This window comes from Actinoplanes sp. KI2 (assembly GCF_025630775.1).
GTDB lineage: Bacteria > Actinomycetota > Actinomycetes > Mycobacteriales > Micromonosporaceae > Actinoplanes.
The window spans coordinates 130,282-153,363 of the sequence record NZ_JAOSZE010000012.1; the positions used below are offsets into that span (position 1 = coordinate 130,282).

At 70.6% G+C, this 23,082-nt stretch carries 19 protein-coding genes; 11 read left to right on the top strand and 8 right to left on the bottom strand.

The genetic code is table 11. The features are described from left to right. Window positions 1–42: 42 nt before the first annotated feature. Window positions 43–1,143: a phytanoyl-CoA dioxygenase family protein gene (locus tag ODJ79_RS14765; protein ID WP_263023999.1), complete on the top strand. Its 1,101-nt coding sequence runs from the start codon at window positions 43–45 to the stop codon at window positions 1,141–1,143. A gap of 182 nt (window positions 1,144–1,325) precedes the next feature. Beyond that, the gene (locus ODJ79_RS14770; protein WP_263024000.1) at window positions 1,326–2,933 is read left to right on the top strand and encodes a polysaccharide lyase family 1 protein; all 1,608 of its coding nucleotides are present in this window, start codon (window positions 1,326–1,328) and stop codon (window positions 2,931–2,933) included. A gap of 417 nt (window positions 2,934–3,350) precedes the next feature. Here ODJ79_RS14770 and galT read toward each other — a convergent pair whose 3' ends face one another. Next, the gene (gene galT, locus ODJ79_RS47005; protein ID WP_317620667.1) at window positions 3,351–6,695 is read right to left on the bottom strand and encodes a galactose-1-phosphate uridylyltransferase; all 3,345 of its coding nucleotides are present in this window, start codon (window positions 6,693–6,695) and stop codon (window positions 3,351–3,353) included. 214 nt (window positions 6,696–6,909) lie between these two features. Here galT and ODJ79_RS14785 point away from each other — a divergent pair, with 214 nt between their 5' ends. The 6 genes from ODJ79_RS14785 to ODJ79_RS14810 all read left to right on the top strand — a co-directional run bounded on the left by ODJ79_RS14785 (window position 6,910) and on the right by ODJ79_RS14810 (window position 13,975). Next, entirely contained in the window at window positions 6,910–8,226 is a 1,317-nt protein-coding gene (locus ODJ79_RS14785; protein ID WP_263024001.1) for an ABC transporter substrate-binding protein, read from the top strand. A gap of 68 nt (window positions 8,227–8,294) precedes the next feature. Continuing rightward, window positions 8,295–9,236 (top strand): carbohydrate ABC transporter permease, encoded by a 942-nt coding sequence (locus ODJ79_RS14790; RefSeq protein ID WP_263024065.1) that lies wholly within the window; start codon window positions 8,295–8,297, stop codon window positions 9,234–9,236. Between the two features lies 1 nt (window position 9,237). Continuing rightward, the gene (locus ODJ79_RS14795) at window positions 9,238–10,146 is read left to right on the top strand and encodes a carbohydrate ABC transporter permease (RefSeq protein WP_263024002.1); all 909 of its coding nucleotides are present in this window, start codon (window positions 9,238–9,240) and stop codon (window positions 10,144–10,146) included. Between the two features lie 20 nt (window positions 10,147–10,166). Then, entirely contained in the window at window positions 10,167–11,204 is a 1,038-nt protein-coding gene (locus tag ODJ79_RS14800) for a LacI family DNA-binding transcriptional regulator (RefSeq protein ID WP_263024003.1), read from the top strand. A 127-nt stretch (window positions 11,205–11,331) separates the two neighbouring features. Further along, a complete protein-coding gene (locus tag ODJ79_RS14805; protein ID WP_263024004.1) occupies window positions 11,332–12,438 on the top strand; it encodes an arabinogalactan endo-beta-1,4-galactanase in 1,107 nt (368 codons plus the stop codon). A gap of 118 nt (window positions 12,439–12,556) precedes the next feature. Then, on the top strand, window positions 12,557–13,975 hold the full coding sequence (locus tag ODJ79_RS14810) for an NAD(P)/FAD-dependent oxidoreductase (RefSeq protein ID WP_263024005.1): 1,419 nt from the start codon (window positions 12,557–12,559) through the stop codon (window positions 13,973–13,975). Here the strand turns inward: ODJ79_RS14810 and ODJ79_RS14815 are convergent. The 3 genes from ODJ79_RS14815 to ODJ79_RS47145 are packed head-to-tail and all read right to left on the bottom strand — an operon-like array spanning window position 13,940 to window position 16,110. After that, the gene (locus ODJ79_RS14815; RefSeq protein ID WP_263024066.1) at window positions 13,940–15,106 is read right to left on the bottom strand and encodes an RNA polymerase sigma factor; all 1,167 of its coding nucleotides are present in this window, start codon (window positions 15,104–15,106) and stop codon (window positions 13,940–13,942) included. The genes ODJ79_RS14810 and ODJ79_RS14815 overlap by 36 nt on opposite strands. A gap of 23 nt (window positions 15,107–15,129) precedes the next feature. Continuing rightward, entirely contained in the window at window positions 15,130–15,549 is a 420-nt protein-coding gene (locus tag ODJ79_RS14820) for a YciI family protein (RefSeq protein WP_263024006.1), read from the bottom strand. A gap of 39 nt (window positions 15,550–15,588) precedes the next feature. Beyond that, window positions 15,589–16,110: an alpha/beta fold hydrolase gene (locus ODJ79_RS47145; protein WP_263024007.1), complete on the bottom strand. Its 522-nt coding sequence runs from the start codon at window positions 16,108–16,110 to the stop codon at window positions 15,589–15,591. Here ODJ79_RS47145 and ODJ79_RS14830 point away from each other — a divergent pair. Then, window positions 16,024–16,638: a helix-turn-helix domain-containing protein gene (locus tag ODJ79_RS14830; RefSeq protein ID WP_263024008.1), complete on the top strand. Its 615-nt coding sequence runs from the start codon at window positions 16,024–16,026 to the stop codon at window positions 16,636–16,638. The genes ODJ79_RS47145 and ODJ79_RS14830 overlap by 87 nt on opposite strands. Before the next feature lie 52 nt (window positions 16,639–16,690). On the opposite strand, the gene ODJ79_RS14835 is transcribed toward ODJ79_RS14830, so the two are convergent. The 4 genes from ODJ79_RS14835 to ODJ79_RS14850 form a co-directional block, all read right to left on the bottom strand. Then, complete coding sequence (locus ODJ79_RS14835; RefSeq protein ID WP_263024009.1) at window positions 16,691–17,326, bottom strand: DUF4360 domain-containing protein; 636 nt, start codon at window positions 17,324–17,326, stop codon at window positions 16,691–16,693. Window positions 17,327–17,476: 150 nt separating this feature from the next. After that, window positions 17,477–18,112, bottom strand: a complete 636-nt coding sequence (locus ODJ79_RS14840) for a DUF4360 domain-containing protein (RefSeq protein ID WP_263024010.1) — start codon at window positions 18,110–18,112, stop codon at window positions 17,477–17,479. A gap of 110 nt (window positions 18,113–18,222) precedes the next feature. Next, window positions 18,223–20,061 (bottom strand): two-component system sensor histidine kinase NtrB, encoded by a 1,839-nt coding sequence (locus ODJ79_RS14845; protein WP_263024011.1) that lies wholly within the window; start codon window positions 20,059–20,061, stop codon window positions 18,223–18,225. 159 nt (window positions 20,062–20,220) lie between these two features. Next, a complete protein-coding gene (locus tag ODJ79_RS14850) occupies window positions 20,221–21,519 on the bottom strand; it encodes a hypothetical protein (protein ID WP_263024012.1) in 1,299 nt (432 codons plus the stop codon). A 271-nt stretch (window positions 21,520–21,790) separates the two neighbouring features. Here ODJ79_RS14850 and ODJ79_RS14855 point away from each other — a divergent pair, with 271 nt between their 5' ends. Then, window positions 21,791–22,309, top strand: coding sequence for a SigE family RNA polymerase sigma factor (locus tag ODJ79_RS14855; RefSeq protein ID WP_263024013.1), 519 nt, complete (start codon window positions 21,791–21,793; stop codon window positions 22,307–22,309). Next, the gene (locus ODJ79_RS14860) at window positions 22,309–23,037 is read left to right on the top strand and encodes a hypothetical protein (RefSeq protein WP_263024014.1); all 729 of its coding nucleotides are present in this window, start codon (window positions 22,309–22,311) and stop codon (window positions 23,035–23,037) included. Before ODJ79_RS14855 ends, ODJ79_RS14860 begins: the two co-directional genes overlap by 1 nt. Window positions 23,038–23,082 lie beyond the last annotated feature (45 nt).

The window sequence follows — 23,082 nt, forward strand, 5'->3', positions numbered from 1 at the left end:
TTCAAGGTTCTTCGATGCCCCGAGGTGACCTAGCGTGACGGCATGACGACCTGGTTCACCGCCGCGGACGCCGACCTGGAGGACTTTCGGTCGGTCTGCGAGCAGAAGACGGAGCTGAGCGACTACCCGCACGCGATCGACGTGGCCGACCACGTGCTGATCTACCCCGGCCGGCTTCCGGAGGGTCTCGAGATCCAGTCGGAGCTGGTGCGGGCGCTGATGGACGGGCCCGGCGTGGTGGTCTTCCGAGGGGCCTTCGACGCGGCCGTGGTCGATCGGGCGACCGCGGTCTTCGAGGATCTGATCGCCGTGCAGAAGGCGGCCGGGGTGACCGGCGGCGACCACTTCGCGAAGCCCGGCGCCAATGACCGGGTGTGGGGCGCGCTGGACAAGTTCGCGCTGCGTGACCCGGCCGCGTTCGCCGCCTACTACGACAACGACACTCTCGCGCTGATCTGCCGGGCCTGGCTGGGCGCCGCGTACCAGATGACCTCGCAGGTCAACGTGGTCAACCCGGGCGGCGTGGCGCAGGTGGCGCACCGCGACTACCACCTCGGGTTCATGTCCCGTGCGCAGGCGCAGCGTTACCCCGCCCACGTGCACGCCCTGTCACCGGTGCTGACCTTGCAGGGCGCCGTGGCGCACGTGGACATGCCGGTGGAGACCGGGCCGACGCTGTACCTGCCGTACTCGCAGCGGTATCGGGCCGGGTACATCGCCTACCACCAGCCGGAGTTCACCGCCTACTTCGATCGCCACCGGGTGCAGCTGCCGCTGGCCAAGGGTGACGCCGCGTTCTTCAACCCGGCCCTGTTCCACGGCGCCGGCGCCAACCGCTCGGCCGGCGTCCGGCGGATGGCGAACCTGCTCCAGGTGTCGTCGGCGTTCGGCCGGGCCATGGAGACGGTCGATCGGGCGGCCATGCTGCGCGTGCTCTACCCGGTGCTGCGGCACTACCGCGGCTCCGTCGACAACGTGATCGCGGCGTCGGCCGAGGGCTACGCCTTCCCCACCAACCTCGACACCCATCAGCCGGTCGGCGGCCTGGCCCCGAAAACCCAGGCCGATCTGGTACGCGAGGCCGTGGCCGGCGGCTGGGACCAGGCCCGGTTCGAGCGCGCTCTGCAACAAACCTGCAAATAGGATTCATTGACTCTCGTTTATGGCCGGTGGGACATTCGCCATAACCCAACCGTCCGAAAACCATTTAATCGTACGGGTCAGCCGAGTCCCCCGTGCTGTCCCGCGCGGCGAATCAGCGCGTCCTCTTTTGGCAAAGGCGCTCCCCCGGGCGGTTCCCCGAATTGCGAGAAGGAGAAATGCGCATGGCACCCGCAAAACGCCTGCGACGACTGGCGCTCGCCGGCGGCCTGGCCACCGTGGTCGCCGCCGGCCTGTTCGTCACCGTCACGAACGCCGAGGCGGCCACCGTCTTCAGCGCGGACTTCGAGAGCGGCAGCACCAGCGGCTGGTCGAAGTCCGGCGGCACCTGGTCGATCGTCACCGACGGCAGCCAGGTCTTCCAGCAGTCCGACTCCGGCAGCGAGCGGGCCCGCGAGTTCGCCGGCGACACGAGCTGGACCAACTACTCCGTCCAGGCCCGGGTCAAGGCCACCTCGTTCGCCTCCACCGCGGGCGTCGTCGCGCTCACCGCGCGTGCGTCGGGCTCGACCAAGATGTACCGGCTGTCGCTGACCGGCGGCAACAAGGTGCAGCTGGAGACCATGAACGGCTCGTCGATCACCGTACTCGGATCACTCTCCCAGACGATCTCGACCAGCACCTTCTACACGCTCAAGCTCACCCTCAACGGCAGCACGATCAGCGGCACGATCAACGGGACCAGCGTGGGCAGCGCCACCGACACCACGATCAGCGCCGGCCGGATCGGCCTGCTGACCGAACACGCGGCCGGCCGCTTCGACGACGTCGTCGTGGACAACGGCGGCGGCGGCGGAACCACCTCGTCGCCGACCACCTCGCCCACCACGTCACCGACCACGTCGCCGACCAGCAACCCGCCCGCGGACAACAGCCTCGTCGGCTGGGCCACCCAGGGTGGCGGCACCACCGGCGGCGCCGGCGGCTCCACGGTCACCGTCACCAGCCTCGCCGACCTGACCACCCAGGCGAAGGCGACCACCACCCAGACCATCCGGGTCAGCGGGAACTTCAGCTGTTCCGACGACGTGCGGGTGGCCGCCAACAAGACGATCATCGGGGTCGGCTCGGGCTCCGGCCTCACCGGCTGCGGCCTGAACATGAAGGACGTCAACAACGTCATCGTCCGCAACCTGCAGATCAGCAAGGTCCTCGCGGGCAACGGCAACGGCGACGCCATCCACGTCGACGGCGGCACCCACATCTGGATCGACCACAACGACCTGTCCAGCGACACCAGCCACGGCACCGACTACTACGACGGCCTGCTCGACCTGACCCACGCCGCCGACTACATCACGGTGTCCTGGAACCGGATCCACGACCACATCAAGTGCTCGCTCGTCGGCCACAGCGACAGCAACTCCTCCGAGGACACCGGGCACCTGCGCGTCACCTACCACCACAACGCGTTCATCAACTGCGCCGAGCGCAACCCTCGGGTCCGCTTCGCCAACCCGGTGCACGTGTACAACAACTACTACTACAACGGCCAGACCTTCGATTACAGCTACGCGATCGCCAGCACCGAGAACGCGGGCATCCTGGTCGAGAGCAACTACTTCGAGAACATCACCGACCCGGTCCACCTGGGCGAGGGCGACTCCTCGGCCGGCAGCGTGGTGGCCCGCAACAACTACCTGGTCAACTCGGGCACGGTGCTGACCAGCGGCTCGGTGGCCGCGATCCCCTACTCCTATACGGTCGACACCGCCGCCTCCGTGAAGTCCATCGTCACCGCGGGCGCCGGCACCGGAAAGATCACCGGCTGACCGCCGGAGGAAACGGGGCGCCGGCGATGGCTCCGGCCGGCGCCCCCACCCGCACCGCCGCCACCCCACCCGCACCGCCGGACGCCCCACCCGCACCGCCGGACGCCCCACCCGCACCGCCGGACGCCCCAGCCCGCGCCGCCGGACGCCCCACCCGCACCGCCGGACGCCCCACCCGCACCGCCGCGACGCTCCTCCCCTCAGCTCGGCCAGCTTCGGCTAAGCGCGGCGACATTTCGGGTTTATCGCCCAGCAGGTCGTGCCCGCCGCGCGCCAAGTCACCAAGATCGGGCAAGGCGCGGCAACAGCGATGACTTCGCGTCCGCCCCGAACCCCCTTCCTTCAAGATCGCGAGAGGGAGAGTGGGGGCGGGAGCGGCGCGAGCGGCGGAGCGGCGGAGCGGCGGAGCGGCGGGAGTCAGGCCAGGGAGCGTAGGCGGGCGGCGACTGTTTCGGGGCGGGTGTCGTTGATCCAGGCGGCCATTGCGGACTCGACGCCGGCCAGGTGCTTCAGTTTTGCGGGGGTGCGCAGGATCGAGAAGACCTGCAGGTGCAGGCGGAACAGGTCACGGGAGGCGTGGGCCGGGGCCTGGAAGACACCCGAGATGTACGGCATCTCGACGCCCGGGAAGTAGCGGTCGAGGCGGCCCAGCAGGTCCAGATAGATCAGGGCCAGGTCGTCGCGCTCGGCCGAGGTCAGCGCCGGCAGGTCGGGTACGTCCCGGTGCGGGGCCAGGTGCACCTCGAGTGGCCAGCGGGCGGCGGCCGGCACGTAGGCGGTCCAGTGCGCGGAGGTCGCCACGATCCGGGTGCCGGCCCGCCGTTCGGCGTCCAGGATGTCGCCGAAGAGGTTGCCGCCGGGGTGCGCGGACGCCATCTCGATCATGCGGGCGGCCTTCGGCGGCACGAACGGGAAGGCGTAGATCTGCCCGTGCGGGTGCGGCAGCGTCACGCCGATCTCGCGGCCCCGGTTCTCGAACGGGAACACGTACTCGACGTCGGGTGACGCGTTCAGCACGGCGGTCCGGTCGGCCCAGGCCTCGATCACGGTGCGGGCGCGGTGCGGGGTCAGGCTGCCGAACGACCCCTGCGGCGCCGACGAGAAGACCACGACCTCGGTACGCCCGGCGGCCGGCCGGACCGGCCACAGGGGATCGCCGTCGACCAGGTCCGGCGAGCCCCCGGCACGCGGCGAGAAGGACGGGAAGCGGTTCTCGAAGACCACCACGTCGTACGCGGGCTCGGCGATCTCGGTCGGGAAGCCGCCGGGGGCGGTGGGCGCCAGCGGGTCCTGGTCGGGGGGCGGGAGGAAGGTGCGGTCGTTGCGGTGCGCGGCGATCGTGACCCATTCGCCGGTGAGCGGGTCGCGGCGCATCTCCGGGGCGGCCGCGGCCGGGGGCAGGGAGCGCAGGTCGACGGCCTCGCGGTCGCGGAACGGCGGCGTGTCGTCGAAGTAGACGATCTCGCGGCCGTCGGGCATGCGGCGCGCGGAGCGGCGTACGGGATGAGGTTCCCGCCAGACCGCGCGGCCGCGGAGCCGGACGGAGTCGATCGCCAGCAGTTGGCCGTCGGCCGTCGCGAGGCGGTCGCGGGCGTCCGGCGGAAGCGCGATCGTCGAGCCGGCGGCCAGCGGCAGCAGGTGCAGGGTGAGGGTGACGCCGGGGCGCACGCCGGCGTCGCGAAGGTTGACGATCCACTCGGAGCCGTCCCAGAAGCGGTCGGTGACCGGGCGGCCGTCGACCCGCAGCTGGCCGACGTCGCCGGCCCAGCGCAGGTGCAGGAACGCGTCGACCGAGCCGTCGGCGGCCCAGGACGGCAACGGGACCTGGTAGACGGCGGCGAGCTCGTCGAAGGCCGCCGGGGAGGGCGCCGACTGCCGGCCGTCGAACTTGCCGTACGCGACGGGGACGGCCGTCCCGGCGGGCCGAACCCCGATGACCGACAAATCCGATTTGTGGACGCGGTCGGCGGGAGGAGCCGCCTCCAGCGTGAGCTGACGGAAGCCTCGTACGGCCGGGTCGTAGACCTGCACCCGCGGCCCGGACGACTCGATCCGACCGGAGGGACCCCAGGCGAGCTCGTCCGGGGAGAGCAACAGGCGCCGCTCCGGACCGTCCGGGCAGACCCAGATCTCGGCGGCGACGGCGGCCGGCAGGACCAGCAGGTCGAGCTCGCCGCCGCCCGGCCGGAGCCGGACCGGCGTCAGGCCCGGCTCGACGGTGGCGACGCAGCCGCCGACCGAGTACGAGGCCTCGATGCCGGCCTCCGCGACCAGCACCAGCGTGGGCACCTCGCCCGGCAGCACGGTCAGCGCCGACGCGGTCGCCCAGTCGAGCCGCACCCCGCCCAGGGACAACCGCAGCGGCCACCGGGCGAGGGTCCCGGGCGGAATGTCGACGGGCGCAGCCGGCAGCTCCACCGTCGACGAGTCGAGCCGGACCGAGAACCGTGCACCCCGGTAGACCGGCAGCGGCACGTGCGGCTGATGCCAGGCGATGAACAGGAACCCGCTGTTCCCGTCGCTGCGCAGCGCCCACCGCAGCGTCTGCGCGTCCTCGACCCCGCTCGGCCGGACGAACGGCAGGCTGGACGGCATCTCGGCCAGCGACGACCCGAACGCCGCCAGGAACGCGTGCTGCGACCGCAGCGCCGCGTGGCTCCCGGCCGGCACCCCCGCCTCGCCCACCGGCGCGTGGAAGTCATATCCCAGGCGGGGCATGTCGTTGGGATAGCCGGTCGCGTGCGACTCCTGCGTTCCCTGCTCGCCCGGCGGGTTCGTCCCGCCGGCGTACATGTAGTAGCCCTGCCAGGCCGACCCGTTCCCGATCTTGCAATGCGCGATGGCCGCGATGTCGAGCGCCGCCGGCCGGGGCCGGCGGTGGTAGGCGGTGGCCATGCCGCCGCCGAGCTCGCAGGTCGCGGGCGGGAAGAGCTCCGAGGGGGTACGCGGATGCGACCGGTCCGCGCGCATCCCCTGGAGCTGGAGGCGCCGCAGGTCGGCCCCGATCCCGGGGTCGTCCCAGACGTGCGAGAAGAAGTAGTGGTCGCGGAAGGTCGGGTCCCACGGCGCGTCGGCGTCGACCCAGAAGCCGTCGCCGTACCCGCCGTAGAGCGGCAGCACCTCCTCGGCCGGCAGATCGGCGCTGCCCCAGGCGGTCGCGGTCCACAGTGGCGCGGACATCCCGGCCTCGCGGGCGAGCCGCTTGAGCGTGACGAGGTGCCCCGGCTGGTCGTAGAGCTCGTTCTCCAGCTGGATGCCGAGCCCCTGGCGCCCGTCGAGGTGCTGCGCGATCTGCCCGAACCACTCCCGGACCAGGGAAAGGTAGCCCGGGTCGTCGGTGCGGTGGCGCACCGGAGCCTGCTGGACCCAGTCGGGGAAGCCGCCGTTGCGCGACTCACCGTGGCACCACGGCCCGATCCGCAGGATCACGTCGAAGCCCTCGGCGACCGCGAGGTCGAAGAACGCGGCCAGGTCGAGGTTCCCGTCGAAGCGCGGCTCGCCGCGGTGCTCGACGTGATGCAGCCAGAACACGTAGCTGGACACCACGGTGACGCCGCCGGAGCGCAGCTGCCGCAGCCGCTCCCGCCAGCGGGCCCGCGGGATCCGGCTGTAGTGCATCTCGCCGGAGACCGGGATGACCGGCACCCCGTGGCGGGTCAGGTAGCGGCTGGTGAGCGAGACACCGGGCCGCGCGTCCTCGTCGTTGCTCATCGCGGGCCGGCGCAGGGGCGACGACCAGTCATGGTGGGCGACGTTCAGCACGGTGACTCCTCGGTTGCGCGACGAGCGACTGTAACCGGTCACAGGCGCCTGGCTCCGCACGATACAGGCTGTTAACCGCCGCGACGCAAGGGCTTGACAATTTCCAGGCCGGGCAGCACTGTAACCGGTCACAGGTCCTGTTCGGTGACGCACGTCTCCCCCGGCAGCGACCGCGGCCGCATCCCTCCCGCGGCCGTCCGATCGAGGAGGATCCATGAAGAAGACATTCCTGCCGCTCGCCGGGGTTCTGACGGCGGCGCTGATGATGACCACCGCCTGCTCCGGCTCCGACGACAACGCCTCCTCCGGCAGCAGCGCCAAGCCGGCCGAGAAGGTCGAGCTGACCTACTGGACCTGGGCGCCCAACATGGACAAGGTCGTCGAGGGCTGGAACACCGCGCACCCCGACATCCACGTGACCGTCAACAAGCAGGACGGCGGCGACCCGGCCGTCACCAAGCTGCTCACCGCGATCAAGGCCGGCAGCGGCGCCCCCGACATCATGCAGGCCGAGTACCAGAAGATCCCCACCCTGGTCTCGGCGAACGCGGTCGCCGACATCAGCAAGGAGTCCGGCGGCCTCAAGGCGAAGTTCCCCGACTCCGCCTGGAACGCGGTCACCCTGGGCTCCGAGGCGCTGTACGGCGTACCGCAGGACTCCGGCCCGATGATGTTCTACTACCGCACCGACGTCTTCCAGAAGCTCGGCCTCCAGGCGCCGAAGACCTGGGACGACTACGCCGCGGCCGCCCGGAAGATCCACGCCGCGAACGCCAAGCAGTACCTCGGCACCTTCTCGGCCACCGACGCGGGCTGGTTCGCCGGCCTCTCCCAGCAGGCCGGCGCGTCCTGGTGGGGCATCAACGGCGACACCTGGTCGGTCGCGATCAACGACCCGAACACGCAGAAGGTCGCCAATTACTGGGGCGGCCTGGTGCAGGAGGGCGTCATCGACAACAAGCCGATGTACACGCCCGAGTGGAACGCCGCCCTCAACGACGGCACCCAGGTCGGCTGGGTCAGCTCGGTGTGGGGGCCGGGCGTGCTCGAGGGCAGCGCCAAGAACACCAAGGGCAAGTGGAAGGCGGCCCTGATGCCGCAGTGGGACGCCGCGAGCCCGGCCAACGGCAACTGGGGCGGGTCGGCCACCAGCGTCACCACGCAGAGCAAGCACAAGGCCGAGGCGGCCCAGTTCATCGCCTGGCTCAACACCGACCCGGCGGGCATCCAGGCGCTGGTCACCCAGGCCAACGTCTACCCGGCCAGCGTCGACTCCTCGGCCGCGCTGACCTCGCCGCCGGCCTTCCTCGCCGACCAGACCGACTTCTACTCGATCGCCGCCGAGTCCGCGAAGATCACCAAGCCGTTCACCTACGGGCCGAACGTCAACGTCGCGTACTCCAGCTACAACGACGCGTTCGGCAAGGCCGCGCAGTCCAAGAAGGCGGCGGACTTCCCCGCGGCGCTGGTCACCATGCAGAAGACCACGGTCGACGACATGAAGAACACCGGCTTCAAGGTCGCCGGCTGATCTGACCCACCGGGGGCGCGGCCCGCGCCGCGCCCCCACGTTCCGGACGGAAGGTGACGGCTTTGACGGTGTTTCCCACTTCCACGCGTACGCCTCGCGTCGAGTCCCGCGGTGGCCGGAAGGCCGGGGCGCCGTACCTGTTCCTGGCGCCGGCGCTGGTCCTGTTCGGTCTGTTCCTCCTCGCGCCGATCCTCTACTCGGCGTACCTGAGCCTGCGCCGCACGAAGGTCACCGGCCTGGGCCTGGGCGCGGGTTCCCGGCACGAGGTGTGGGCCGGCCTGAGCAACTACGTGCGCTCGCTGACCGACCCGGACTTCCTGCCCAGCGTCCAGCGCGTCCTCGCGTACGGGATGATCGTCGTGCCCACCATGCTCGGCCTGGCGTTGTTGATGGCCCTGCTGCTGGACGCCGGCCGCACCCGGGTCGGCACGTTCGCCCGGACCGCGATCTTCCTGCCGTACGCGGTGCCCGCCGTGGTGGCCTCGCTGCTGTGGGGCTTCCTCTACCTGCCCCGGGTCAGCCCGCTCAGCGACGCGGTCACCCATCTCGGGATCACCCCGCCCGACCTGCTCTCCGACTCCTGGGTGTTGTACGCGGTGGCGAACATCGCGGTGTGGGGCGGCACCGGCTTCAACATGATCGTGCCGTACACCGCGCTGCGGGCCATCCCGACCGACCTGTTCGAGGCGGCCCGGCTGGACGGCGCGTCGGACGTCCAGATCGCCGTCCGCATCAAGATCCCGATCGTGCTGCCGTCGCTGATCATGACGTTCGTCTTCTCGCTGATCGCCACCCTGCAGGTCTTCGCCGAGCCGATGACGCTGCGGCCGCTGAGCAACACCATCTCGACCACCTGGACCCCGCTGATGAAGGTGTACCGGGACGCCTTCACCCGCAACGACGTCTACTCGGCGGCGGCCACCTCGGTGGTCATCGCGCTGGCCACCTTCGTCCTGTCCTTCGGGTTCCTCAAGCTCGTCGGGAACCGGGCCTTCAACCAGGAGGACTGACATGAGCGTCTCCACCGTCGTGCCGGCCGTCCCGGCCACCGCCCAGTCCCCCGCCCGGGAACACGCCCGCGGCCGGGGCAACCGCCGGATCAGCCCGGCCGCCACGGTCCTGCTGCTGCTCGGCGCGCTGTACTGCCTGTTCCCGGTGCTCTGGGTGGTGATCGCCTCGTCCAAGAGCTCGGGCGAGCTGTTCAGCACGTTCACGCTGGCGCCGAGCAGCCACCTGGTCGACAACGTCCGCGACCTGTCCCACTATCGCGGCGGGTTGTACTGGCGGTGGATGGCCAACACCGCCCTGTACGCCGGGGTCGGCGCCTTCGCGTCCACGGTCGTGTCGGCGATGGCCGGGTTCGCGCTGGCCAAGTACACGTTCCCGGGCAAGCGGTTCGTGTTCAACCTGATCCTGGCCGGGGTGCTGGTGCCCGGCGTCATCCTGGCGATCCCGCAGTACCTGCTGCTGGCCAAGGTCGGGATGACCAACACGTACTGGTCCGTGCTCCTGCCCAGCATGATCACGCCGTACGGGATCTACCTCTGCCGGATCTTCGCGGCCGCGGCCGTGCCGACCGAGGTCCTGGAGGCGGCCCGGATCGACGGCGCCGGCGACTGGCGGAGTTTCGTCACCGTGGCGGTGCCGATGATGCGATCCGGCCTGATCACGGTGTTCCTGTTCCAGTTCGTGGCGATCTGGAACAACTTCATGCTGCCCTACATCATGCTCGGCAACGACAAGCTGTACCCGCTGACGGTCGGCCTCAACGGCCTGCTGAACCAGGGGGCGAACCAGCCCTCGATGTACATCTCGGTGGTCACCGGCGCGCTGTTGTCGATCGTGCCGCTGGTCGTGCTGTTCCTCGCGCTGCAGCGTTACTGGCGCGTCGACCTGGGCGCGGGCGCGGTGAAGGCCTGATGAGCACTATGATCCCCCACGTGCCGACACCGCCCGGTACGGGGCGCAAGCGGCCCACCATCCGCGACGTGGCGCGCGAGGCCGGGGTCTCTTACGCGACCGTCTCCCGCGTCCTGAACGGCCGGGAGTGGGTCAGCCCCGAGGCCGTCCGGGCCGTCCGGGAGGCCATCGCCCGGACCGGTTACACGGCGAACCCGCACGCCCGCTCCCTCGCCACCGGCAAGTCCGGCTCGATCGCGTTCCTGCTCACCGAGCCGCAACACCTGCTCTTCGAGGACCCGAACTTCTCCGTGCTGCTGCGCGGGGTCGCCCAGGCCCTCTCCGACCGGGAGCTCACGCTGATCCTGATGATCGCGTCGACCCCCGAGGAGCGGAACCGGACGATCGCGTACCTCTCCGGCGGCCACGTCGACGGCGTGCTGCTGGTCTCGCCGCACTCCGGCGACCCGCTGCTCAGCCACCTGGTGCAGGCCGAGGTGCCGATCGTGGCCTGCGGCCGGGTGCTCGGCTACGAGCAGTCGATCAGCTCGGTGATGGCCGACGACCGCTCCGGCGCCCGCTCGGCGGTCGACCACCTCGCTTCGGCCGGCTGCCGCCGGATCGCCACGATCACCGGCCCGCAGGACATGGTCGGCGGCGTCGACCGGTTGCAGGGCTACCAGGACGCGCTGCTCGCGCACGGCCTGCCGGTCGACCCGGCGCTGATCGTACCCGGCGACTGGGGCCGGCCCAGCGGCGCGGCCGGCATGCGGCGGCTGCTCGAGCAGGCGCCCGACCTGGACGGCGTGTTCGCGGCCTCGGACGCGATGGCCGCCGGTGCCCTGCCGGTGCTGCGCGACGCCGGCCGCCAGGTCCCCGGCGACGTCCAGGTGGTCGGCTTCGACGACTCGGGGCTCGCGGCGACGCTCGACCCGCCGCTCTCCACGGTCCGGCATCCGCTCGACCGGATCAGCGAGGAGATGGTCCGCCTCCTCACCGACGTGATCGCCGGGCGTACCCCGCTCTCGATCACCGTGCCCACCTCCTTGGTCCTGCGGGACTCCTCGCCCGCGGTCTAGGGCCCTCCCCGGCCCGTCCCCCCGGCCCTCCCCGGCCCGCATCACGGAATATCCGGCGCTGGCGCGCCTGATATTCCTGATATTTCGGTTATGCACCAAACGCTCTTTCCCCTACCCAAGGAGCGCCATGAAACCGTCCCTGAAAGCCGCCGTCGTGACCGCGATCGTCCTCGCGGTCCCACTGGCGATCTCGTCCCCCGCCCACGCGGCGAACAGCCTCACCATGCTCGGTGCGGACGTCTCGTCGCTGCAGCGCAGCCTCGATCTCGGCGCGAAGTACTACAACAAGTCCGGGACCGCGGCCGACCCGTACGACATCCTCAAGTCCGCGGGCGCCAACTACATGCGGCTGCGCATCTGGAACAACCCGGCCAGCGGCTACAACAACAAGGCGAAGGTCCTCCAGCAGGCCAAGGCGATCAAGGCCAAGGGCCTCAAGCTGCTGATCGACTTCCACTACTCGGACACCTGGGCCGACCCGGGCAAGCAGTATCCGCCCGCGGCGTGGGCCTCGCACTCGCTCAGCCAGCTGCAGACCGACGTCTACAACTACACGTACGACGTATGCACCGCCCTGAAATCCCAGGGCACGACGCCGGACAGCGTGCAGATCGGCAATGAGATCAACGTCGGCATGCTGTGGCCGAAGGGCCAGGTGGTCAGCAGCAACTTCGCGCCCCTCGCCGCGCTGCTCAAGCAGGGCTACAACGCGACGAAGGCGTGCAACAGCTCCACCCAGGTGTGGATACACACCGCCGACGCGGACAGCGACGCCAACGCCCGCTGGTTCTACGACGGCATCAAGGCGCAGGGCGTCTCCTGGGACGTCACCGCGCTGTCCTACTACTGCATGTGGCACGGCTCGCTGTCGAACCTGTACAACGTCATCGCCGACGTGAAGTCCCGCTACGGCAAGCCCGTCGTGATCGCCGAGACCGCGTACATGTTCACCACGGCCAACGCGGACAGCACGAGCAACTCCGTGCCGGGCACCACCCTCTGCGACAACAACCCGGCGACCTGGGCCGGCCAGGCGACGGAGTTCACCTGGATACAGAACACCGCCCGCAACGCCGGTGCGGTCGGCGTCTTTTACTGGGAGCCCACCTGGTACGCGATAGCCGGCAACGGCTGGGATCCCGCCAACATCAACGGCACCGGCGACGGCTGGGACAACATGGCCATCTTCGATTGGACCGGCCACGTGAACCCCAACGTGGTGTGGACGGCGTGATCTAGGGAAAGGCCCGGAGTGACGTTGCACTCCGGGCCCTTCCAGGTGCTCGGAGTCACGGCATAATCACCCTGATCAGGGCGCTGTACATGCCGGAACACCGAGCACTTGGAGAGTGATGATGCAGCGGCATCGTGTGGTGGTCATCGGCGCGGGCTTCGGCGGTCTGTTCGCGATCAAGGCGCTCAAGAAGGCCGACGTCGACATCACCCTCATCAATGGAACGGCCTATCACCTGTTCCAGCCCCTGCTGTACCAGGTCGCCACCGGCATCCTGTCGCAGGGCGAGATCGCGCCGCCGATCCGGGAGGTGCTCAAGCGACAGAAGAATGTCGACGTACGCCTCGGCTGGGCCCGCGAGATCGACGTCGAGCACAAGGTCGTGAAGGTCGACGGCCCGGGTATCGACTACGAGGTCCCGTACGACACGCTGATCGTCGCCGCCGGCGCCACGCAGTCCTACTTCGGCAACGACGGCTTCGCCGAGTTCGCGCCCGGCATGAAGAACATCGACGACGCGCTCGAGCTGCGCGCCCGTATCTTCGGCGCGTTCGAGATCGCCGATCTGCAGACCGACCCGGAGGACGTCGACCGCTGGCTCACCTTCGTGGTGGTCGGCGCGGGCCCGACCGGCACCGAGATGGCCGGCCAGATCGCCGAGCTGGCCCACCGCAACCTGCCGGGTCAGTACAAGCACATCGACCCGCGGCGCGCCCGGATCATCCTGGTCGACGCGCTGCCGGCGGTGCTCAACACGTTCGGCGACCACCTGTCCACCCGGGCGCTGCGCCAGCTGCACCTGCTCGGCGTCGAGGTCGAGCTGAACACCAAGGTTGTCGGCATGGACGCGACCGGCATCGAGGTGGAGACCGAGCGCGGCCACGAGCGGATCCCGTCGATGACCAAGGTCTGGGCGGCCGGCGTCGCCGCTCCCCCGCTGGCCCGCAGGCTGGCCGAGGCGACCGGCGCGAAGACCGACCGGGCCGGGCGCATCTTCGTCGAGCCCGACCTGACCGTGCCGGGCCACCCGGAGATCTTCGCGCTCGGCGACATGATGAACCTGAACGACGAGAAGGGGCAGCAGCTGCCCGGCGTCGCGCAGGTCGCCATCCAGGGCGGCAAGTACGCGGCCGGCACCATCAAGAACCGGCTGGCCGGCAAGCCCGCGGGCAGGCCGTTCAAGTACTTCGACAAGGGCAGCCTCGCCACGATCTCCCGGTTCTCGGCCGTCGCGAGCGTCGGGAAGCTGCGGCTGGACGGTTTCCTGGCCTGGCTGATCTGGGTCGGGGTGCACCTGTTCTACCTGGTCGGCTTCAAGAACCGGGTGACCGCGGTGCTGCACTGGGCGGTCAGCTTCCTGGGCCGGGGCCGGTCCGAGCGGGTGGCGACGGAGCAGCAGGCCTTCGGGCGGCTCGCCATCCACGAGTGGGGCGACCCGTTCGAGCGGGCCCGCGAGTCATCGCAGGCGGCGAGCCTTCCCGAGAAGGAGCGCGCCCGCGAGTCAGCGCAGGCGACGAGCCTTCCCGAGAAGAACTGACCTTTCCCGTACGTTTGGGCACAGGCGCGCGGCGATCTCGAGTTCGGCGCGCGCCTCGTCGTTGCGGCCCAGGCGGATCAGCAGTTCGCCGCGCACGGTGGGCAGCAGGTGCGAGCCCGGCAGGTCCAGTTCGTCGACGATCCGGAGGGCCTCCGCCGGGCCGGTCGCCATCGCCACGGCCACCGCCCGGTTGAGCTCGACCACGGGCGAGGGCGCGACCCGGCCGAGCGCCTCGTAGAGCAGGACGATGCGCTCCCAGTCGGTCTCCTCGACGGAGGGCGCCGCGGCGTGACAGGCCGCGATGGCCGCCTGCAAGCCGTACGGGCCCAGGCCGCGCCCCGCCTTCGCGGCATACCCGAGGGCGGCCAGGCCACGGCGGACCGCCGAGAAGTCCCAGCGGCGCCGGTCCTGGTCCGCCAGCAGGATCGCCTCGCCGTCCGGGCCGGTCCGAGCCGGGAACCGGGCCGCGGTCAGCTCGACCAGGGCGAGCAGGCCGTGCACCTCGGGCTCGGCGGGCAGCAGCGTGGCGAGCATGCGGGCGAGGCGGATCGCCTCGTACGCAAGCTCGGGTTTGAGCAGTTGGGAGCCCTCCGTGAAGATCACGTAGAGCACGCTGAGCACCCCGCCGAGCCGCTGCCGGCGCTCACCGGCCGGCGGCAGCTCGAACGGCACCTTCGCCGCGGCGATCGTCTTCTTCGCCCGGGTGATCCGCGCCTGGATCGTCGGTACCGGCACCAGGAACGCGCGGGCGATCTCCTCGCTGGACAGACCGCCGACTGTCCGGAGGGTCAGCGCCACCCGGGCCTCCGCGGAGAGCACCGGGTGGCAGGCGATGAAGATCAGCGCGAGGATGTCGTCGTCGATCCGATCCGGATCCCACGGCAGTTCCTCGTGGACCTCGTCGCTCTCGGCGATCTGGCGATACCTCTCGTCGAGGGCCGACCGCCGCCGGAACGCGTCGATCGCGCGCCGGCGGGCGGTGGCCAGGAGCCAGCCCACCGGGTCGGCCGGCTCGCCGTCCCGCTCCCAGGACACCAGCGCCTCGGCGAGCGCCTCCTGCGCCACGTCCTCGGCCAGCGGAAAGTCCCTGGTGTAGCGGGCCAGCGCGCCGACGATCCGGGCCGACTCCATCCGCCAGACCGCCTCGACCGTTCTCAGAGCTGACCCGTGCGCTCGCGCCACGCCCGCTCCTTGACGATCCACTCGTTGTCCTGCGGGAACTCGTCGATGGCCGGCACCCGCCGGATCTCGGCCTTCGACCCCGGGAAGGCCGGCATCCGCTTGGCCCACTCGATCGCCTCCTCCTTCGAGGCCACGTCGAGAATGTAGAAGCCGCCGAACAGCTCCTTCGTCTCCCCGTACGGCCCGTCGGTCACCACCGGCGTCTCGCCCGAGTAGTCGACCACCACGCCCTGCGACGGGTCGTCGAGGCCCTCGGCGGCGACCAGCACCCCGGCCCGGATCAGCTCCTCGTTGAAGCGGCCCACCGTCGCCAGCATGTCCTCGAACGGCGTCGCCATCATCTTGGCGTTCGTCTCGTCGGTGCCGCGCATGATGAGCATGTACTTCGCCATGGTCGTCTCTCCTCGTCAGTGGGGTCCTCTCCGACCCTTTCACGGCAAGGTCGAACGGCCCGGCCCCCGATCGACACGACCCTCGAGAATTTTCTGGACGGGCCCGGAACCGGCGAAGGCGCGGAGCAGATCGGCGGTCCGCGGCGGATCCTCCAGCATCGGGGAGTGCCCGACGCCGGGAATCACCTCCACGCGCGCGCCCGCGACCGCCCGGTACGACTCGGCGGACGAGGCTCGCCATCTCCGGTCCCGCTCGCCGAAGATCACCAGCAGCGGCTTGGCGAGCGGCGCGAGCCGGTCCGGGAGCGGACGCTGCCCGAGGTAGTCCTCGGCCGCGCGCGAGGTGGCGATCAGGGCGTGGTACGTCATGGCCCGGGCATCGTCGACGACCTGCTGCGGAGCCGTGAATCCGGGCGCGAAGGCGGTGCTCAGTCCCCGCCGGATGAGGCCGTCGGTGCGCAGCGGGGAAGCCTGGTGGCCGGCCTGGGGTTCGGCGCGCTCCGGGTCCGGGGCGAGGGTTTCGAGGCGGTGCAGGTGCGCCTGTCCCCGGTGGTCGCGCACGCGGTGCTGGGCGTCTCCCCCGCCGACCTGAACGGCGCCGTCGCGACCCTCGACGACCTGTGGGGGCGGTCGGCGTCGGATGTCCGGGAGCGACTGAGCGAGGCCTCGTCCTGGGCGGAGCGGTTCGCGTTGACCGACGCGGTGCTCGCCGGGCGGCGGGCGGCTGCCTCGCCGGTGGACCCCGAGGTGTCCTGGGCGTGGAGCCGGATCATGGCCAGGCGCGGCCGGCTCCGGATCGACCGGCTGGCGACCGAGGTGGGGTGGAGCCGTAAGCGCCTGTGGTGCCGTTTCCGCTCGCAGATCGGGCTGCCGCCGAAACGCGCCGCGGAGCTGGTCCGCTTCGACCACGCCGCGCACCGGCTCGCCGCGGGTGCGGCACCGGCCCGGGTCGCGGCCGAGTGCGGCTACGCCGACCAGTCCCACCTGCATCGCGACGTCATGGCCTGCACCGGGATCACCCCGGCGACGGTGGCCGGCGAACCCTGGCTCGCGGTCGACGACCTCGCCTGGCCGCGGCACCCGGAATAGCCGGCCGAGGCCCCTTTCCGGGCCCGCGGCCGGCTTTCGGCTCGATCCGGCGTCAGCACTTCTTCCAGGCGACGTGGTACGTGGTGTCGATGCGGCCGTCGGTGGAGTCCATGGTCAGGAAGCTGGTGGCCGAGGAGCTGGACAGGCCACGGTTGACGCGCAGTTCGGTGTTGACGTTGAGGTAGCGCCGTTCGCCGCAGCGCAGGAAGGACAGCGAAGCGATGCCGACGGTGTCGGTGCGCTGCCAGTCGCTGTCGGCCGGGCCGGTGAAGCTGTGCTGGATGCGGGTCGACTGCCGCTCGCCCTGGAAGTAGTAGTTCGCGCTCTCCGTACCGCTCGCGCCGCGCGCGAGGTGGGCGTAGCCGCGGTAGTCGGCGCCGGCGATCGCGAACGTGTAGCCCTGCGGCACGTGCATGTTGAGCGCGAGCTGGCAGTTCTTGCGGAAGTCGATCGGTTTCGCGCCCGGCCCGGTCTGCGCGGTGAACTGGCTGTAGGTGACGGTGAACGCCTTGTTGTCCGGCGACATCGTGACGTCCGCGGTGCCCAGCGGGCACCCCGAGCCGTTCGCGGAGGCCACGTCGATGACCATGTGGTCGCGCGGTCCGGGGGCGGGGGCCGCGGAGGCCGGCGCGCCGGTCGCGGCGAGCGCGGCGAGCAGGGTGAAGCCGGTGGCCAGAGGCTTGAGCATGGTGATCCCTCTCCGTTGGGTTCGTCATCCGGGCGGCACGCGTCCGTTATGTACTTTCCAACCGTTAAGCGCGTTATAAGGAATTCGCCTTAGTGGCTGGTCGACGATGCTCCGCGGATGATCAAGCGATCGGCCGTTCGGCCGACGGCGTCAGCACTTCTTCCAGGCGACGTGATACGTGGTGTCGAGCCGGCCGTCGGTCGAGTCCATGGTCACGAAGCTGACGGCCTTCGGGCCGGACGGATCCTGACCGACCCGCAGCTCGGTGTTGACGTTGAGGTAGCGCTGTTCACCGCAGGGCAGGTAGGCCAGCGAGCCGATCGCGACGCTGTCGGTGTGCTGCCAGTCGCTGTCCACCGGCCCGCTGAAGCCGTGCTGGATCCGGGTGGACTGCGGCTCACCCTGGAAGTAGTAGTTCGCGGTCTCCGCCCCGTAAGCGCCGCGCTCGAGATGGGCGAAGCCCCGGTAGTCAGCGCCGGCGATCGCGTACGTGGTGCCCTGCGGGACGTGCACGTTCAGGGCCAGCTGACAGTTCTTGCGGAAGTCGGTCGATTTCGTACCCGGGCCGACCTGCGCGGTGAACTGGCTGTAGGTGACGGTGAACGCCTTGCTGTCCGGCGACACCGTCACCTCCGCGGTGCCCAGCGGACAACCCGAGCCGTTCGCCGCGGCCACGTCGATGACCATGGAGTCGCTCGGCCCGGCCGCCGGCGACGCCGATGCGGGTACGCCGGTCGCGGCAAGCGAGGCGAGCAGAGCAGCTCCGGTGGCCAGTGACTTCAGCATGCGGAATCCTTCTCGGTCGGGTCAGGTCTCCGCAATGTACGTTTCGTCCTTTAAGTCCGCCATTCGCGTTCCCGGTGGACAGACACGGACGGGTGATTGCCCATCCCCGGTCAGGACTGACGCGCATCCGCTTCGGCCGCAGGCGGCCGGCGACATTCGGCGTCCGGTGGCGTGTCGGCGGTGGGCAGCTGAATCCGGAAGGTGGTGCCGATGCCGGGTGTGGACTCCACGGTGATGGTGCCGCCGGCATCACCGACGATGCCGTAGACGGTGGCCAGGCCGAGCCCGGTGCCCCGATCCTCCGGCTTCGTGCTGAAGAAGGGCTCGAAAATGCGGTCCTTGACCTCGGCGCTCATCCCGGTGCCGGTGTCGGTCACGGTCAGCTGGGCGTAGCTGCCGGCGGGCAGCGGATGGCCGGCGTCCTCGGGCAGCCGGGCGATGCTGGTCTCGACGGTTATCGCACCGCCCTGCGGCATCGCGTCGCGGGCGTTGATGACCAGGTTGAACAGGATCTGGTCGAGTCGGCCGCGGTTGGCGCACACCGCCACGACTCCGGGGCGGGTGCGGCAGAGCAGGGTGATGCCGGGCCCGATGGTGCGACTCAGCAGGCCGGTTGCCTCGACGACGACCTCGTTGAGGTCGACGACCTCGGCCTGGCTGGAATCCCGCTTGGCGAACAGCAGCAGTTGGCCGATGAGGTCCTGGCCGCGCTGCGCGGCCGCGCGTATCCGGGCGAGATCCTCGGGCGCGTGGTCGCCCGCTTCCTCGGCCATCAGCTCGGCGCAGTTGAGGATGACGGCCAGCAGGTTGTTGAAGTCGTGTGCCACGCCGCCGGCGAGTTGGCCGAGGCTCTCCAGGCGAGCGGTGCGGGCCGCGGTCTCGTCGGCCAGTCTCTGCTCGGCCTCGCGTTGCTTGCGGGCGGTGATGTCGCGTTCGGTGGCCGCGCCACCGATGACCAGTCCCTCGTCGTTGCGCAGCGGCCACACGATGGTCGACACATAGATCCGGCTGCCGTCCTTGCGCCGGCGCGGTGCTTCGTCGATGTGGAACTGGCGGCCCTCGCCGATCCCACTGAGCACGCTGGCGAGCACACCCTGGCGGTTGGGTAACAGGAGGGTCGACGCCGAGCGGCCGATGATCTCGTCCCGGGTGTAGCCGTAGATGTGCTCGGCGCCGCTGTTCCAAGCGGAGATCATCCCGTCCATGGTGAGGGCGAAGGTGGCATCGGCGGACTGTTCGAGAATCGCGGCCAGCGTCGCCTTGCGTCGCGCCGCGGCGGCGACCGCCCTGGTCGCCAGCACCGCCAGCGCCACGGCCAGCAGCAGGCACGCCGCACCGACCACGAGCAGGATGATCAGCGCCCGGGAGCTCATCGCCCGAGCCGCCGCGGTGTCCGCGTCGGCGGTGGCCTTGGCCTGCGCGGCAAGTTGGTCGACCGCGAAGGCCGCCTTGTCGAACCACTGCAGCTCTTCGCCGGCGACCAGCGCGTTGGCGGCCGCGATCGCCTCCGGCGTTCCGGACCGGTACCCGGCCACGATCTGGGCGTCGACGTTCATGAAGTGGGCGAAGGCGTCCTCGGCGGTGGCCAGCAGCCGCCGCTGGTCCGGGGTCAGCGGGTAGGCGCTGATCCGGGCGAGATCTTCGCGGAAGGCCGCCGTCGAGGCGAGAAACTGCGCGCGCTGCCCGACGGCGTCCTCGGTGGCGCCCGGAACACCTCGGATGGTGTCGAACGCGTACCCGGTCTGCCAGCCGTTGAAGTCGGCGGTGCGGTACTTGGCGGTGAGGGCGTCACGCAGCAACCCGTCGGACTGGGTGACCTGCAGGTCCGCCTTGCGCTGCGCGAGCACGCTCACCACCGCAACGCCGATCATGATGAGTAACAGCAGCGCGACGAGGCCGAACAGGCCGTTGAGCCGCGCTCCCGCGCGAACTCGCCGCAAGGTCTGCATGCATCGTCTTCTTCGCGCAAGTGTCAAGCAAAGGGACGCCTCGCCCGCCGCCGACGTGGCCCCTCCGGCGTGCCCCGCCGCAATTTAGAGCCATTTTTCCCTTAATGAGGTAATAGTACCCGAGCAGCTTCGGGCTGCGCCTTCGAACGAGGCGTTCGGTCAGCGGGACGAGGATGTGGGGGTGTTCTTCGGCGGGGAACTACCCGTGCCGAACTGGGCGTTCGCCAAGGTGCCCGCGCCGTTGCCGGTCGCGGTACGGCCGGCGGCGTCGAAGCCGAACGCGATCGTGGCGGCGTAGCGGGTGTGCCAGATCTGGTCGATGCCGAGACTGGTCAGGGTGGCTTGCTGGGCCGGGCTCGGGTCGGTGAGGTACCGGTGGGAACCGATCAGCTCGGTGTCGGTCATGGTGACCCGGGCGTTGTCGGTGCCGTTGGTGTACTGCCAGTCCACCGTGGCGTAGTAGTTCGCCGGGTAGTCCGGGTTCGGGTGCGGCCGCGGCTCGTACTCGGTGGCGTTGATCGCCTCGGGATCGAACGAGGCGATCAGCCGTTGCCCGGTCCAGGTGTCGTCGACGAGCAGGACCGGCTGGGACGTGGAGTCGAACTCGGGGCGCAGGAGCAGGTCGAGGGCGATGACGGCGTACCGGTCGACGGTGCCGCGGCCCCAGCGGAAGTGGTCCACGAAGTTGGCGAAGGACGTGTTGCCCCAGTTGTGGTCGTGGTATCCGCGGCCGGCGAACCGCCGTCGCCTGCCCTTCACGGTGAGGGTGCCCCACGCCATCCCGGCGGGCACGGCCGCGAACCAGGCCTGGTATTTGTCGGTCCCGCCGAGGTAGAGGAAACCGGTACCGGGCCGGAACGGCGACACGCGGTTGACCAGCGTGAGGTCGAGGGCGAGATCGCCGTCGACGCCCTGGATGCGGTAGGTGCTGAGGTCGCCGGTGAGCGTGAACGGGCCGACCCGCACGTCGCAGCGGTCGGTGCCGGCGGCGAAGTCGTCCCAGGTGTAGTCCCGGACGATGGAGTGGGCGGCGCCGTCCGGGTCGGCGACGACGAGGCTGACCCCCGGCACGCGCTCGGCCTCGGTGGTGTCAGGCTCGAACCCGTTGCCGGGCCGGGTCCGCAGGGCGAGGGACACGACGGTGCCGTCGTCACCGGTGAACTCGGAATACCACCATTCGTACGCGTCGGGGTCGTCGTTGACGGCGGCGGTGCGGAACCCGTCTTCCCACTGCTGGTAATAGCTCGGGGACAAACCCACCCGGGAGAAGTCGTCCGGTGTGCTGCCGATCCGGTTCGCGGTGTAGTCCTTGGACGGCGGCGGCATCGCCGTACGCCCCTTGGCCCGGCCGGCTTCGGCCGGGTCGTGGCCGAACGCGGTCGCGGCGGCCGGGACGACAACGGCGGCCGCAGCCCCCCGCAGCCAGGTCCGCCTGCTGGTCCGCGCGGCGAGGTTCATGTCCGGCCCTCCGACGTCGCTGTCACGCCCCGACAAACGCCAAGATAGATCGCGCCCATTGGGATCCGGCGGTGACCGCGATTCCCGGGACAACCTCCGGCACGGCCGGTATCCTGCGCCGGCGGCGGCCGCCGGGCCGGGCATCCGCACCGTCGCCCTGCCCCGTCGTCCATTGACCGGGGTCCTCGCCGCCCGCTCGAAACGCCGTGCGGCACCATGCAACCTCGCGCTCCCCGCGATCGTCATGGGGGTGAGAGTGAGAGGAGTGCTTATGAGAACAGAGCGTGACGAGCAGTTCCACAGCTTCGTGCTCGGCCGCCGGGCTTCCCTGGTCCAGACCGCCACGTTGCTCACGGCCGGTGACGGACACCTGGCCGAGGACCTGGTGCAGTCGGTGCTGACCAAGCTGTACGTGGCCTGGCCCGCCTTCCGCCGAGCCGACAATCCGGACGGCTATCTGCGCCGGACGCTGGTCAACGCGTTGACCGACGAGCGACGGCGCTGGTGGCGGCGGCACGAACGCCCGGTCGCGGCGCTGCCCGACCGGCCGGGCGCCGACGCGCCGGCCGAGCACGACGTGGACGACGCCCTGCGCGCGGCGCTGCGCGACCTGCCGCCGAGGATGCGCGCCGCCGTGGTCTTCCGCTACTTCTACGACCTCGACATCGCCGACACCGCCGACGCGTTGGGCTGTACGGCCGGAACTGTGAAATCCCAGACCGCGCGGGCCTTGGACCGCCTGCGCGTGTCGCTGAAAGACTTTCCCACCCTGACTGGAGTCGTGCAGTGATGGAGCTTCGTGATCGCCTCGATCTGATCGCCGGTCCCGCGGTGCGGGTCAGCCCCGCCGACGCGGACGCCGACCTGGCCCGCGGACGGCGGGCACTGCGTCGCCGGCGTGCCGCGCTGGGTACGGGCGCGTCGGTGTTCGCGGTGGCCGCGGCGGCCGCCGTGGTGGTGGCCTCGACGGCGTCGGCCGCGAAGCCGCAGCAGCCGACGGCACGGCCGGCCCCGGCGACGTCCGCGCCGGCCCCGGGTTCGGCCTCGGTCAAGCAGGCCAGGCTGGTCGCGTACGAGGGTAAGCAGCCGGCCGGTTTCACCATCGACAAGGTCCCGGCGGGCTGGGAGGTCCAGGGTGTCGACGCCACCGTCCTGACCATCGCCCCGATCGGCGAGAAGGACCGGGACCCGAACAGTTTCGTCGGGAAGATCGCGATCGGGCTCCAGTCGGCCGACGACCACCGGACGCCGAAGGGCACGGACGTCCAGGTGGGCGGCCTGCACGGGGTGATCAACGAGCCGGAACACGCCCCCGCGCACGTCATCCCGTCGGGTCCGGGCACGGGCCGGCCGGCGACGATCGACGACAGTCAGACCAAGAACCTGTGGGTGCAGCAGAAGAACGGCGTCTGGCTGCAGGTGCAGATCTGGGACGCGAGCGGCTGGACCAACGCGCAGATCGTCGAGTTCGGCGCGGGCATCCACGTGCTGCCCGGCGCCAAGGCGGCCGTGGGCTGAGGTCGCGGTGCCGCCCGGCTCCGGTAGCCCGGTTCGGCTACCGGA

Excerpts from the sequence above, each read along its gene's own strand:
- ODJ79_RS14855 (WP_263024013.1), top strand. The coding sequence starts at position 21,791 with ATGAGAACAGAGCGTGACGAGCAGTTCCACAGCTTCGTGCTCGGCCGC.
- ODJ79_RS14805 (WP_263024004.1), top strand. The coding sequence starts at position 11,332 with ATGAAACCGTCCCTGAAAGCCGCCGTCGTGACCGCGATCGTCCTCGCG.
- ODJ79_RS14845 (WP_263024011.1), bottom strand. The coding sequence starts at position 20,061 with ATGCAGACCTTGCGGCGAGTTCGCGCGGGAGCGCGGCTCAACGGCCTG.
- ODJ79_RS14765 (WP_263023999.1), top strand. The coding sequence starts at position 43 with ATGACGACCTGGTTCACCGCCGCGGACGCCGACCTGGAGGACTTTCGG.
- ODJ79_RS14810 (WP_263024005.1), top strand. The coding sequence starts at position 12,557 with ATGATGCAGCGGCATCGTGTGGTGGTCATCGGCGCGGGCTTCGGCGGT.
- ODJ79_RS14850 (WP_263024012.1), bottom strand. The coding sequence starts at position 21,519 with ATGAACCTCGCCGCGCGGACCAGCAGGCGGACCTGGCTGCGGGGGGCT.
- ODJ79_RS14820 (WP_263024006.1), bottom strand. The coding sequence starts at position 15,549 with ATGGCGAAGTACATGCTCATCATGCGCGGCACCGACGAGACGAACGCC.
- ODJ79_RS14835 (WP_263024009.1), bottom strand. The coding sequence starts at position 17,326 with ATGCTCAAGCCTCTGGCCACCGGCTTCACCCTGCTCGCCGCGCTCGCC.
- ODJ79_RS14795 (WP_263024002.1), top strand. The coding sequence starts at position 9,238 with ATGAGCGTCTCCACCGTCGTGCCGGCCGTCCCGGCCACCGCCCAGTCC.
- ODJ79_RS14785 (WP_263024001.1), top strand. The coding sequence starts at position 6,910 with ATGAAGAAGACATTCCTGCCGCTCGCCGGGGTTCTGACGGCGGCGCTG.
- ODJ79_RS14840 (WP_263024010.1), bottom strand. The coding sequence starts at position 18,112 with ATGCTGAAGTCACTGGCCACCGGAGCTGCTCTGCTCGCCTCGCTTGCC.
- ODJ79_RS14860 (WP_263024014.1), top strand. The coding sequence starts at position 22,309 with ATGGAGCTTCGTGATCGCCTCGATCTGATCGCCGGTCCCGCGGTGCGG.
- ODJ79_RS14815 (WP_263024066.1), bottom strand. The coding sequence starts at position 15,106 with ATGGAGTCGGCCCGGATCGTCGGCGCGCTGGCCCGCTACACCAGGGAC.
- ODJ79_RS14770 (WP_263024000.1), top strand. The coding sequence starts at position 1,326 with ATGGCACCCGCAAAACGCCTGCGACGACTGGCGCTCGCCGGCGGCCTG.